This is a genomic window from Chryseolinea serpens, assembly GCF_900129725.1.
Taxonomy (GTDB): domain Bacteria; phylum Bacteroidota; class Bacteroidia; order Cytophagales; family Cyclobacteriaceae; genus Chryseolinea; species Chryseolinea serpens.
In genome coordinates this window covers 82,642-96,341 of record NZ_FQWQ01000007.1, presented here as the reverse complement: position 1 = coordinate 96,341, position 13,700 = coordinate 82,642, and the positions used below count along the sequence as shown (strand labels likewise).

The window sequence follows — 13,700 nt, the reverse complement described above, 5'->3', positions numbered from 1 at the left end:
GTCCGGTGGCATCACGCGTTTTTTATTTTTAGTCCAACAAATTGCCCAGATTCATTTGAGCGGCCTTGTCGAGATAATATTTGCTTATCGCAATATCAAATACGGCCATGCCCATGGGGTTGACCATAATCGCCTTTTGCTGATCGTTCAGACTTTGAATTAGCGGGGTGTCTACCGCCTCTTCCATGGAGAAGGTGTGTTCCTTGGCAAGACCTTTCTCGAGGTGCATAAATTCGATATCGGTTTTTTCACGACACACTTCCTCCCAGTTGTCGACCACAATAGCGCCCTCGAACCATGCCGCAGCCTCGGGTTTATAGTCGCGCAGTGATACATTGAGGTGCAGCGACCGGGGTTTTGGGGGGAGGTCAATGTAGGCCGCCTTCGAAACGGTGCAGGTCATAAAGATGTCTGCATCCCGATAAGCGTCCTGCCAGCAGTCGGCAACGCGAACGTTCTTGCCGCGAAGGAGCGCCGGATCGATTTCGCGCGTATCGTAGAGTGTTACTTCGGCAAGTTGGTCACCCAACAATTGCAAACACATTTCCAAGTGCAGTTGTCCAATCGGCCCAAAGCCCACAATGCCAACGCGCAGCGGAGTGCCGGAACGGGCGGCGGCGAATTGTTTGATAAAAACGCCGCTCACCGACGCGGTACGAATACCGCTTATCAGCGATGCGTTGATGATGCCCATCGGCTTTCCGGTGTCGGCATCGTTGGTGATGACGACACAATGCGCGCGGGGCAGTCCGATCTTATAGTTGTCGGGGAAACTGGCAATCCACTTGATACCAGCGGTGGCAACGTCGCCTCCCACAAATGCCGGCATGGCAATGATGCGGTTGGTCAGCGTATTGTAGCGCAGATAAGGTTTAATGGGCTGCGCATAGTCATGGTTGCTCAAGCACCGCGTGGCGTCTTCGATGACGGAAATGGTCTCGCTCCAGGCAATGCCGATGCGTTTCAGGGTAATTTCGTTGAGGTATCGCATAAGAAAATTGAAAATGCGGATGAGAATGTCATTGGGTATGGGCGACGTCAGAGGTGGGTGTCTTTTTCGCCGGCAGGTTCGGCCACTCTGCGCTCGGAAATTTCAATGCCCCAGTGATCGTTGTAGATGGTGTGCAGGTATCGTTCGCCGCGGTCGGGCAAAATGCACAAGGCGTTGCAGGTATATAGCGCACGATGGGTCGCAAAATATTTGCGCATGCCCGCGTACACCGACCCCGATGAGCCTCCCGCAAAAATAAAGTTGTCGGACAGCATCTCGCGACAAGCCGAAACGGTCTCCTGCTCATTCACAATGACCACATCGTCGATCTGGGCATACTTTAGAATGCTCGGCACCATGCTCGACCCGATGCCGGGGATCCTTCTTTTCTTTGGTTTGTTGCCAAAGATCACCGACCCCTCCACATCAACGGCCACCACGGCGATGTTGGGAAATTTTTCCTTGAGCTTCCGCGAGAGACCGGCAATGGTACCGCCGGAGCTCACGCCGAGAAAAATGTAGTCCAGCCCGAGCGTCTCAAACTCCCGGTGAATTTCCTGGCCCAACGATTCATAATAAGTACGGGCGTTGAGCGGGTTGCCGTATTGGTTCACCCAATACGAATTAGGGATCGTCGACTGCAGCTCTCTCACTTTCTCCAGGCGGGTCAGCAGGTAGCCGCCATATTCGTCTTCTTGTTGAACCTTAACAACGGTGGCCCCAAACGAACGGATCAAAAACTCATTGGCCGGCGAGATACAGGGATCTATCACACAAATAAATTTTAATCCCAACGACCGGCACACGGAAGAAAGGGCGATGCCAAAATTACCGGACGACGATTCAATGATGGTCGTCTCCCGGTTAATGGTCTGGTCCTTCAGAATGTTCCGCAAGATGTAGGCGGCGGCGCGATCCTTTATACTCCCGGTGGGATTGGCGTATTCCAACTTGGCAAACACATTGATGTTGTCAAGCTCGGGCATGGGCAAGTGAACCACAGGCGTTTCGCCCACGAGGTCAAGAACAGAATTGAATATCATAGAACGCTGGTTAGAATGGCAAACACAAAACAGGGCTAAAGCAAACGGCGCGCAACGACGTTATGTTTTGAATAGCACCGCGAGATCGTTCGTATCCAGTGCCACGGCGCCGAAATCAGACTCGCTGAAATGATAGCTATTTTCCTTTTGAAGATGATCGACGAGCGTGGCCAGGTGTTTCCGGTAGTTTTCCAGAAACCATCGCATGGTTTGCTCTTTATGAAACTGGCGGTCGTAGCGCAAGTTGATTCTTAAACTACCACTCACGATCATGGCATTGATCTCCACGTGGATCGTGCTTTCGTTTTCCGGCGCGCTGTCTGCGCCGCTGGGGCGCGAAGAAAGCGTGAAGAGGGAATTATTGATCTCGTCTTCAAATTCGCCGAGGTAATTGAAACGGATCTGCGGCGGGTGAAGGCTATCCTGCAGGGGGCTCTCCGAATACGATTTGAGTATGCCGTATCCCAGACCGCCATGAGGAACCGCCCGCAGCTGCTCTTTTATTTTCAAGATCTGCCGGCTTATGCTGCCCTCCTCTACCGATAATACTACGGGGAATAGCGTGGTGAACCACCCTACTGTCCGCGAAGTATTTAGTCCTTCGATATCACGGCCATGACCTTCCAGTTCGACAACAATATCCTGCTTGCCCGTCCATTCCCGCAGGATGAGAACGAGCGGCGTTAACAAGAGTACCTGAACGTCGGTGCGAAAGAACTGAACGGCCTCCCGCGAAAGAAATCGCGTGGTGGCACCGTCAAAGTCAGCTGAAATCTCTCCCGATCCTGGGGCCTGAAAAGTTTGAAATGTGAAATCGTCCGGAAGCCGGAAGCGCGTTCGCTCTATTTCATTCCAGTAAGGTATCTCGTGTTCGAAATAGGCCTGCGTCTGGAGCATCGACAACGTATGGGCATAGTCCACGACCGAAGCCGTCTTGGCCGGCAGCGAAATTTTGTTTCCCTGTCGCAGCGCTTCGTACACCTGGCTAAAATCTTCCAGAAGGATCCGCCACGAAATGCCGTCGGTGGCCAGGTGGTGCACCACGATGAGTACGGCATCGAATAAAACATCGTGAATGAGGGCACACCGCATGAGGGAACCGGACGTTATGTCCAGGCTTCTTTTCAGGTGCATGCCTATTGCCTCATAAGCCCGGTGCGACAACCGATGTCCTTCCACATTGTGCTCTTCCACAACAAAAGGGCTCCGCAAACAGGATGTGTCAAAATGAAATCTATGGTCGGTTGCAGAATAATTAAGACGCAGACCATCATGATGCTGTAAGAGGATTGAAAAGGTTTGTTCCAAAATCGCCCGGTCCGGCCGTTCTGAAAATTCCAGCAACACCGACTGACAATAGTAATTCAAATCGGGTTGCACTTTTCTAAAAAACCATCTTTCAATGGGCGTCAATAGCTTCGTATCGGTCACCAGGTCATTGTTCCGGACACCCGATGTTGGCGTTGCCATGGCGCTGACGCGCCGAATGGTTTGTGCCGTCAATAAATCTTTTACGGCCAGCGCGTATCCGTTTCTTTGAAGTCGCGAAACGATCTGCACCGCTTTGATGGAATCGCCTGTCAATTCGAAAAAATTGTCGTCGATGCCCACGGTGTCGAGCCGAAGTACTTCTTTGAAAATCCGGACCATGGTTTCTTCCGTCTCGTTTCGGGGCGCTGCAACAGCGGTGTCACCCGCATCGAAGGCAGGCAGTGCGAGCTTGTCAATCTTCCCGTTGACCGTCAGCGGGATGCGGGCAAGCCACCGAAAGGCAGTGGGAACCATATAGAACGGCAATGCCCTGCGCAACGCGAAACGGAGATCTTCTTCATTTACCGGCGCAGGCGATGTGTAGTACGCACAAAGTTTCGGTTGCTTCGATGCGTCGCCGGAAACGACTACCGCATCGCGTATATTTTCAAAACGCTTGATCTCACTTTCAATCTCTCCGGGTTCGACGCGATAGCCATTGATCTTCATCATATCGTCTATGCGACCGATATATAAAATGGTCATGTCATGCTGTAATTTCACCAGGTCACCCGTTTTGTACATCCGCTCATGATCGAGGAATGGATTGGGGACAAAGCGTTGATGGGAAAGTTCCTGTTTCGACAGATAACCCCGGGCCACCTGGTCGCCGGCAATGTATAATTCTCCCACCACGCCCGCCGGAACGGGGGCAAGCCTATCGTCCAGAACGTACACATGATTACCGCCCAGTGGAACACCGATCGGCACAACGTCGCCGACATCGCCCACTGGATCGAAGGCGTGAACGACGCACCCTACCGTGGTTTCGGTCGGGCCATACTCGTTAAAGATGGTTACCTTCCCTTGAAATTTATCACTGATCGCCCGACACAGGGGCGCGTCAAGTTGCTCCCCGCCGACGATAATTTTTTTAAGTCTACGCACACGCGACAAGCTGGAGCTATCCAGTTCATTAATGATCTTCAGGTGCGATGGCGTAAGTTTTACGACGGCACAATCGTCGTCCTCGACAATTTGCTGAATGACCGTTACCCGGTCAAAAGACACCGCCGGATAGATCCGAATGCAATACCCTGCTACCAACGGAACGAACACCGACGTAACGGTGAGGTCGAAAGCAATGGAGGTGAACAACGCAAACGTCTCCCCTGCATAGAGCGGCGAGGCCCAACGCAGATACGCCATGAGGTTGCCGTGGGTAACCGCTACCCCCTTGGGCTGACCGGTAGTTCCCGACGTATAGATAACATAGGCCAGATTTTCCGGCGAACTCCAAACCTCCGGGTTAACGGTGTTTGCATCATAATCCTCGTCGCGATCGATATATATTATTTTTTCTGCACCGGCTTCCCCAAAGATCTTTTCGTCATGGGCTTGTGAAGCACTGACCAGCAACACGTGCATGCCACTGTCTTGGATGATATATTTTTTTCGTGCCACCGGATAATCCGAATCCATGGGAACATAGGCACCGCCGGCTTTTAAGACCGCCAGGATGGCAACGACAAGATTTTCAGATAGGTCACAAACAATGCCCACAGGCACGTCCGGCTTGACGCCGTTTTTGATTAACGTATGCGCCAATCGATTGGCCTTCTCATTGATTTCCAAAAAAGAATAGGCGCGTGCAGCTGTTTTCACCGCGCTATCGGCCGAGTTGAGATGAACCCGTTGTTCGAACTGGCGATGGACCGTCTCCTGCAACACCGCGTCTGCCACCAGCGATCTTCCCCTTCCCGCGGCGAGAAGTCTCTCTTTTTCTTCCGTTGAGTATAGGAGAAGGTCCGCCAACAAACTGGTGGGATGACGGACAACATTTTCCAACAACATTTGATAGTAGTGTCCCAGGCTTTGGATGGAGCGCCCCTCAAAAAGCTGGTCGGCATATTCCAGGGAAAATTGCATTTGGTCGCGCGCTGCAACCACTTCGAGGGTTATGTCGAAACGTGCGACACCGGGGTCAAAAAAACGTTCCTCGCAAATAAAGTCATCAGGCGACGTCACCTCGCCAAAGTCCTGATACAGGAACATCGTGTCGAACAGGGTTGCCCGCGGCGCACCGCCAGCACCATTGAATTCTTTTAGCAATGCCTCCGCGGGATAATCGGCATGCCGATAGGCATCGATGAGTTTATTCTTTATGTCGGCGAGAAATTCAGGGAACGACTGCTGCGACGGATAGGTACTTTCAATCGGCAAAGTATTCACGAACATGCCGGGCACAGATTCCAACTGTGGCGTTCGCCGGCCCCCGACAGCAACGCCTGTAAAAATCCGGCGATTGCCCGTAAACCGGTGAAGCAAAAGTTGGTAGAGGGCAAACATCAGCATGTGCAAGGTCACCTGGTTCCTGACAGCCAATTGCTTCAATGCATGATAGCGACTTTCCGAAACAGAAAAACGCACCTTTCGACCTGTGTAGGCCGGGCGGGCAGGACGGTTAAAATCTGCGGGCCACGTAATGGCCGGGCGCGCGCCTGCCAGCTGTTCCATCCAAAAAGTTCTCTGGCTTTGCCATAGATCCGTTTGCATCATGCGCTGCTCCCAGCAGCAATATTCTTTGAACTGAAGGGGGGCTGTCTGCTGATCCGTCTTGTTTTGATAGAGGTCCCACCACTGATTCACGAGCGCTGTTAGGGAAAGACCGTCCACAAGAATGTGATGAATATCCAGCAGCAGGACGCAGTCTTCGGTCTCGGTTTTAAACAGTGTAAAATTCCAGGGAAAGGACTCCTCCAGGTCAAAGATCTTCGTGTGCTGCAACAGGTCTTCGTCGGTTACCGCACGATCCAGAACCACGTGCTTCAAAAGCTTGCCCGTTGGGGCCGGCTGAATTTTTTGAACGGGCTCGTCATCCACCAGGTAAAAAGTTGTCCGAAGGATCTCATATCGCTTCACCAACAGCTGCAAGCTGGCTTCCAACAATGCTTCGTCCGGAGTTCCCCTCAGCGTGACGACGCGCGATAAGTTATAGGCTTTCGATTGCTGCGCACGGCTGTGAAAGAACATCCCTTTTTGGGCCGCCGACAACGGATAATACTCCCGTGATGACGACGATGGTTCAATTTCAGGTATCCTCAGCGCGGCGCAGCTGCTCATATATTCGGCTTGCTTCCGCAGTGTGGGGTGCAGAAAGATGATTTCCACGGGCACGTCCTGTTGAAATTGCTGTGCGAGTAGCGCCGCCAGTTTCCCGGCTTTCAAAGAGGTTCCACCGACGCTGAAAAAGTTCTCGTCAACAGACGCCACGGGGGTATTGAGAACGCTCTGCCAGGCCCGAAAAATCGAACGGGAAACATCGTCCAGCATTTCCGCGTCGAGGGAAGATTGGTTTACCCCAACCATCGACGCCAGGTTTTGCTGCAGGGCATCAAATTCTCCTTGCTGATAACGCTCCAGCAATTTGAAGCGCTGAATCTTGCCGCTCGTGGTCTTTGGTATACGACCGACCGGCAACACATGATCAATGACCACGCCCGTCGCCCGTGCCACGTGCTCTTTCAGACGAGAAACCACGGGCACAAATTCTTCGGGACTGCGGCGGAAGGAAACAAAGGCCAGGACCTCATCGCGTTGAAGGCCCTCGTTGTGATACCCCACAACGACCACCGCATTTAATTTCAGCTTCGCTCCCTCCTGTGCCACCTTCTCGATGTCATGAGGGTAATAATTTCTTCCGTTGATGAAAAAGATATCTTTATGACGTCCCGTGACGTAAAGGTTGCCGTCAACAAAAAAACCGAGGTCACCCGTATCGAGCCATCCGTCGGGGCGCATTATTCTTCTTGTGGCTTCGGCATTTTTATAATACCCTTGCGTGACGGAACGGCCTTTGATCTCGATCTTGCCAATGGTGTCGCTGCCGACCATTTTTCCATGCTGATCGACCAGGCGAACAGCCACATCGCGCACCGGTTGCCCAACATTCACAAACGACACTCCGTTTCTTTCTGTCTTCATGAGGGGGTCGCCTACCTTCACCTGGTTTCTGTCGACGGTGACAAAATTGAAGGCCTGTTCTACTTTCGAAAAGGTAACGGCCAGGCTGGCTTCGGCCAGGCCATAGACGGGAAAGATCACCTCGCGTTTCAATCCAAAGGGTGCCAGCGCGCTGCTAAAGCTTTCGCAAAGCTCACTTGAAATCGGTTCGGCGCCATTCACAATGACGCGAAGACACGAAAGGTCAAGCGACGATCGGTGCAGGCGATCAAAGTGTTCGAGAACATAGTGGTATCCAAAATTCGGCGACGATGTGAACGTGATCCGGTGATCCGATACTTTTGTCAGCCATAGCGAGGGATGCTTGATAAACAACTCCGTGGGCATCAGGTAGTGCGTCCAACCCCTGTAAAGCGGCGTCAGGTGGAATCCGATTAGCCCCATGTCGTGTACCAGCGGCATCCAGCTGAAAAATTTGTCGCCCGCCGGCGGCGACTGAATGCCCCCGTGAATAGATTGAATATTGCTGATCAGGTTGTCGTGCGTCAGCATCACCCCTTTCGGATCGCCGGTCGAGCCGGACGAAAACTGGACATAAGCGATGTCGGTGGGCGAAGGGCAGAACACCTCTCCCTCACCACCACTATGCAGCACAATGTCGTCTACGATCACGCAATTCACCATCGCCTTCACCATCTCTTCGTCGGCTGCAAGACGCGCGCCATACAAGGGTATGCGCCCGCAGTTTTGATTCGTCGTAACAATGCTGGGGTGGGCCAGCAGCTGCCATATGTTGCACAGCTTTGTAAAATTTTCTTCGGTCTGAAGAACCGATAAAGGCACTGGAATCAATCCGCCAAGCACGCAAGCCCAAAACACGACCACAAAATCGCGGTTGCTGTCCAATTGCAAGATCACCTCGTCGCCGCGACGAAGCCCTTGCGTTTGCAACTGATATAACGCCGAAAGCGCCTTCGCGTAGAGCTCACGATACGAAACAAACGTCTCGGTTCCACTTCCTTCTATGAAGACCATGCCGTTGTCTGGCATGAGTTCGCTGGACTGACGGATAATGTCAACCAACGTGGCGGGATGCTGAAAATTCATCTTGAGGCAAACAGGTTATAGGGACAGATTGGAAGCCTATCTCATGGCTTCAGGTTTAAAGCTTATGAAACCAGGAACGATTTCTTGAGCAACCGAAGAACACTGAGTTCTTGCGAAAGATTGTTACGCGTCATAAAGCTCTCCACATCCTTCACGTTGGTGTGATTCAGGAAATTTCCGGTGATGGAGATGGTGTCTTCTGCGTTATAAACCTGGTGCCACCACATGCTGGGTGTAAAAACAATGTCGCCAGGATTCTGTACACAATAGTAGGGCCGTGCATTTTTTAAAAGCGGGAACGCATCAAAATCAGGCTTGAAGGCATTGATCTGACCGTTATAGATAAATTCAAGCTGGTCTATCGGAAAAAAGACCCACAGCTTTTGTCCCGTGATCACGGCGTTCCAGGCACTGGAAGCCATCACGTCCACGTGCATGGGGGAGCCCGTTCCCGCAGGCCCAATGTAAAACCAATTCCAAATAGGCCGTTGGGATTTGTCGATCTTGTCGATCCAGTTATGGAAGTAGGATGGCACAACGTAATCGTCCATCAGCTCCGGGCATTCCTGTTCAAATTCCCACTCGCTAAGATAGAAGGGGTTCTCGTCTTTGGTGGTGGCCATGTACGCGAAGAAATCGGCCAACTTCATTTTCTTGACTTCCGATTTTCGGAATCGCGTTACCGTTACCGTCAGGTCGGGATAGCGTTTTGAAAAGAACTCCGGATTCCATTTGGCGATCGCCGGCCAGTGGTTTGCCACGTTGTGGATCAGCGCAGGCAAACTGGCATTGGCAAAGTGCTCTTCGAAATAAGAGGGCGTGGGATCGGAGCATGCTTCGACCCACTCCATTTTTTTATAAGGTAATTCCATGCGAATAATTTTTTTTAAGTGTCTTTCGGTTTACTTCTCCGCGAGAAAAACATCATAATGCTCTCCCGAAACAGCCACTTTTCTGATTCTTTTAAAACCACATCCGCGGAGCAAGCTCTTCAACCGCCCGTGAGGCAGATAATGGGAATACCGTCTCAGCTTAAAGGATTCTCCATCCACTTCAAGGGAAGACTCCCAGGTACGAAGCGCGTTCTTTTTGTCGGTAACCACGGTTTCGTCCAGCGAAATAACAGAGCCTTCCACCTGCCGCTTTAACCGGTTCCGCTCCGGACGGCTTGCCTTGAGGTTTGTAGCAGCGGTCGTGTCCACATAGAGGACACCACCGGGTGACAAACACTGATAGAAATTCGAAATCGATTCCCGGATCACGTGCTCGTTCTGTTTCCGGGAGCGATCCCATCCACTGGCATAGATCAGGGAACTACCACGGCACATAACGAAATCAAACTCCTGTGGAAAGTTCTTGGCCAGCTGCTCCCATTTTAACAGGCGCGGCTTTACCGATACTTTTTTTCGCTGGGCATTTTTTCGGAATTCACGCAGCATCTGTTTGCTTCCGTCCGAACAGGTAATGTCATAACCACGGGCAATCAGGTCGAGGGTTAAAAACCCGGTGCCACAGGCACAGTCCAGAATTCTCCTGGGCTGGCGGTTCTTTAAGATCCCGTCCAGGGACGTCAATAATTTTTTTTCGTTGTAAGAAACCTTGAGGCAGGCTTCCCAAAATTGAGCGATGTTCATATCAAATTGATTTTATGGGTAACGAAAGGATACCGGTAAGCTTTAAAGCTTTCCAGGAAGGAACTAGACACGTGCAATCACTCCGGTCTGCAACCGACCGACAAGGATAGCTTGTCTAAAACCGATGAAAGAAAAAATGGATGAGGAGAAGAATTATTCCGCTTTCAGCGTTTTGCTGGGATCGGACATCGCGGCTTTCACCACCTGACCAATAATGGTGCAGAATGCCAGCACCGTAACGATCAATGCGGGGATGAAAAATAACCACCACTGCAATGGCGCCCGGTAGGCGAAATTCTGCAGCCAAAGGTCAATAACATAGACCGACAGCGGAATGCCAATGATGAATGAGATGCCCAGCAATTTTAAGTAATCATTAAAAAACAAGGTCACGATATTTCCCATAGACGCTCCGAGAACTTTGCGGATCCCGATCTCTTTGATGCGCACGGACACGGAATAGGAAACCAGGCCGAACAATCCCAGGCAGGCAATCGCAACAGAAAATACAGAAAACAAAGTAAATATCTTATTGAACCGATCGTCGTCTTTGTATTGCGCCTCCACATGCTGATCGAGAAACGAGTAGATGAATGGGCTCTCGCGGTAGACCTCGTTCCATGTTCTTCGGATTTTCCCGATGACGGTGTTTATATCGAGATGTGAATTGTCGGCCAGGCGGATGGAAATGTAAAGCATGCTGGCGATCCGGTTTCTCACAATCATGGGTTCGATAGCGTTCCTTAGCGACTTGTGATGATAATTTTCAAACACCCCCATCACCTCTCTCGGATTGCCGTCAAGGCTCATTTGCTTCCCCACGATATCGGCGGGGTTGGCATAGCCAAGCAACGCTGCGCCCTTTCGATTCACCAGCACAAAGTGTTCGGTGCTGTCTCCGATAAGTTGAGCCCTGGAGGCTTCGTTGGTAAAGTTCTTTCCGGCAATCATCTTAATGCCCATGACGTCAAAGAAATCCTTATCCACGCGATACACCGCAAAAGAAGTCCCGGCATCCTCGCTCTGACCGACCATTTTGATCGGACCGCGCATGTCCATATCGTTATACGACTTTGCGGGCAAGGCCGAGGAAATAGATACTTTGGCAATTTCCGGGAAACCCAGGAGTTGTTTTTTGAAATAGTCATAGCTATTCAGAAACTCCGACGCATCGTCGATCGTACTGGGCGAATTAATAAAGAGGATATCCTGATAATGAAAACCGAGATCCTGCGTCTTCACATATTTTAGTTGATAGTGGATCAGGATCGTGCAGGTGACCAGTCCGGCGGACATGACAAACTGGAGAACCACCAGGGCCTGTCGCAAAATTGTTTTGCCTTTGGCAATGCCTTGCGAGGCCCCTTTCAGCACCTGCATGGGCTGGAAAGACGACAACACCAGTGCCGGGTAAATACCAGCCAACAAACTGCCGCCGATATACAACATCACGACCGTGGTGATGAATCGCGTGTCGTTCATCAACGAAAACTCCAGCGGCTTATCCAACATTTTTCCCACGGCAGGCAAGGTCAGGTAAACCGCAGCCAGGGTTAGCGCCATGGCAATCAGGTTCATGCAGAACGATTCAAGCAACATCTGTAGCACAATTTCTTTCCGGTTTGCTCCACTGACTTTGCGGATCCCCACTTCCTTGCCGCGTCGTTCGGACCGGGCCGTGGCCAAGTTAACATAGTTGACCCAGGCAATGACCAGAATAATAAAAGCGATTACGGAAAGAAAGTAAACCGTTTGGTAACTGCCATTGGGCTCAAGTTCATAGCCCACATCCGAGTGCAGGTGAATGTCTTCCAGCGGCTGCAAGAGCATGAGCTCCTTGGCCTCACTGCCTTTGTATTTTCGGATAAACGCCGGCAGCTTCGCTTCAAACGCTTTGTAGTCGGCCTGAGGGTTCAGGGCAATGTAGGTGTAGAAATCGTCCCATCCCCATTCTTTCGATGGATCGTTATGACGCAGAAAGGTGGTGAACGAAAGGATCACGTTTAATTGCAGATGCGAATTGGCAGGAATATCCTCCATGATGCCGCTTATTTTCAACAACTCTTTATTGTTCATGCGCACCAACTGATTCACGGGACTTTCCTTCCACGCGCTACGAGGTCCGAAATATTTTTCAGCACTGGTCAACGACATCACTACCGAGCCCGGCTCAGCCAGTGCAGTTCGCGGGTCGCCGTCGATGAGTTTAAAATCAAACACCGAAAACAGGGTTGAGTCCGCATAATAAACCTTGCTCTCTTCAAACGTTTTATCGTCGATATTAAATACGGTGCGCCCATACTCCGGCGTGATGCGAACAATGTCTACAATTTCAGGGAAATCGTTCTTCAATGCAGGGGCCGTCGGCGCATAGTTCGCCGCACCTTTTTGAAGAGAACCATCGTCTCTGGGCATGGCCAGAATGATGCGATAAATTTCTTTGCTCTTGGCATGAAAACGATCAAAGCTCTTTTCAAACTCTACGTATTGCATAATGATCACGCAGACGGCCAGTCCGATGGATAAACCCACAATGTTGATAATTGCGTAAAGTTTGTTACGCTGCAGGTTCCGATAGACGATCTTGAAATAGTTGAGGAGCATAGGGTTATAGCAAACGTTAGATGAAAGTTAATAAAAAATATAAATACATGCCGGTCACTTATCCGTGTGGCTGTCCACTTGACCGTTCCATAGGGCCATCCCCGCTAATGGGGGTATGCCCGCCAGGCGCTTCAGTATCTGTAACACCGCCCGCGTACCGGATATCCGATAACGGGCCGCGGTAGCTCCGGGACCAACCTTTATCGTAAATCCCGGCGAAACTTCGAACATCGCTTCATCTGTTTTGTCGTCGCCAACGGTGATCACAAAGTCGGCACAAAACTCGAGCGCAAGCATGCGTAGCGCTGTTCCTTTATTGATAAACGCAGGCTTCACTTCTACAATTTTCTTTCCTGCCATCACTTCCACCGTCTGCGGGATCGCCCGCGCGATCTGCTGCAGGAGATGATGGGCTGTCTTGTCCACCGATTTTCCGGTCACCCGGCGGTAATGCCAGACCAGACATCGTTCCTTCTCTTCAACGGAAGAAAGCGGATAAAGGGCCACAGCATCTTCCATCAACGACCGCACCCGCTCTTTCCACGATAGGTCTATCCCCGGCAGCGCTTGCCATGCTTCTCCAAAGCGACTTATAAAGGCTCCGTGCTCGGCCACCTTTGTGAGGCGAAGCGTTCCAAACCACCGATCGAGCGTCATCGCATCGCGACCGCTGACAATCACCACCTGGTTCGCCGGGTTATGGCAAAGCCGCTCCAGGATCAAAAGAACTTCCGCCGTGGGATCCGCCTTCGCGGGATCGGTCTGAAAAGGAGCCAGCGTGCCGTCGTAATCGAGAAAAAAACTTCTTCGTTCCGATTCCCGGGCTTTCTGCTCCAGCATGGCCCACTGCCGTTCGATCAACAACTCTGGCCGATGTCCGCCCATCTC

At 51.4% G+C, this 13,700-nt stretch carries 7 protein-coding genes; all 7 read right to left on the bottom strand.

Going from position 1 to position 13,700, the window contains the following annotated elements:
• Window positions 1-28 precede the first annotated feature (28 nt).
• Window positions 29-991 carry a 2,3-diaminopropionate biosynthesis protein SbnB gene (locus BUB30_RS34430; protein WP_073143612.1) on the bottom strand — a complete coding sequence of 321 codons (963 nt, stop codon included), beginning with the start codon at window positions 989-991 and terminating at the stop codon, window positions 29-31.
• 47 nt (window positions 992-1,038) lie between these two features.
• On the bottom strand, window positions 1,039-2,034 hold the full coding sequence (gene sbnA, locus BUB30_RS34425) for a 2,3-diaminopropionate biosynthesis protein SbnA (RefSeq protein WP_073143610.1): 996 nt from the start codon (window positions 2,032-2,034) through the stop codon (window positions 1,039-1,041).
• Between the two features lie 60 nt (window positions 2,035-2,094).
• The gene (locus BUB30_RS34420) at window positions 2,095-8,574 is read right to left on the bottom strand and encodes a non-ribosomal peptide synthetase (protein ID WP_073143609.1); all 6,480 of its coding nucleotides are present in this window, start codon (window positions 8,572-8,574) and stop codon (window positions 2,095-2,097) included.
• Window positions 8,575-8,636: 62 nt separating this feature from the next.
• Entirely contained in the window at window positions 8,637-9,446 is an 810-nt protein-coding gene (locus tag BUB30_RS34415; RefSeq protein ID WP_073143607.1) for a cupin-like domain-containing protein, read from the bottom strand.
• Window positions 9,447-9,476: 30 nt separating this feature from the next.
• On the bottom strand, window positions 9,477-10,208 hold the full coding sequence (locus tag BUB30_RS34410; RefSeq protein ID WP_073143605.1) for a class I SAM-dependent methyltransferase: 732 nt from the start codon (window positions 10,206-10,208) through the stop codon (window positions 9,477-9,479).
• A gap of 153 nt (window positions 10,209-10,361) precedes the next feature.
• Window positions 10,362-12,812 (bottom strand): ABC transporter permease, encoded by a 2,451-nt coding sequence (locus BUB30_RS34405; RefSeq protein WP_073143603.1) that lies wholly within the window; start codon window positions 12,810-12,812, stop codon window positions 10,362-10,364.
• Between the two features lie 54 nt (window positions 12,813-12,866).
• Window positions 12,867-13,697, bottom strand: a complete 831-nt coding sequence (gene otsB, locus BUB30_RS34400; protein ID WP_073143601.1) for a trehalose-phosphatase — start codon at window positions 13,695-13,697, stop codon at window positions 12,867-12,869.
• Window positions 13,698-13,700 lie beyond the last annotated feature (3 nt).

Excerpts from the sequence above, each read along its gene's own strand:
- BUB30_RS34430 (WP_073143612.1), bottom strand. The coding sequence starts at position 991 with ATGCGATACCTCAACGAAATTACCCTGAAACGCATCGGCATTGCCTGG.
- sbnA (WP_073143610.1), bottom strand. The coding sequence starts at position 2,034 with ATGATATTCAATTCTGTTCTTGACCTCGTGGGCGAAACGCCTGTGGTT.
- BUB30_RS34420 (WP_073143609.1), bottom strand. The coding sequence starts at position 8,574 with ATGAATTTTCAGCATCCCGCCACGTTGGTTGACATTATCCGTCAGTCC.
- BUB30_RS34415 (WP_073143607.1), bottom strand. The coding sequence starts at position 9,446 with ATGGAATTACCTTATAAAAAAATGGAGTGGGTCGAAGCATGCTCCGAT.
- BUB30_RS34410 (WP_073143605.1), bottom strand. The coding sequence starts at position 10,208 with ATGAACATCGCTCAATTTTGGGAAGCCTGCCTCAAGGTTTCTTACAAC.
- BUB30_RS34405 (WP_073143603.1), bottom strand. The coding sequence starts at position 12,812 with ATGCTCCTCAACTATTTCAAGATCGTCTATCGGAACCTGCAGCGTAAC.
- otsB (WP_073143601.1), bottom strand. The coding sequence starts at position 13,697 with ATGGGCGGACATCGGCCAGAGTTGTTGATCGAACGGCAGTGGGCCATG.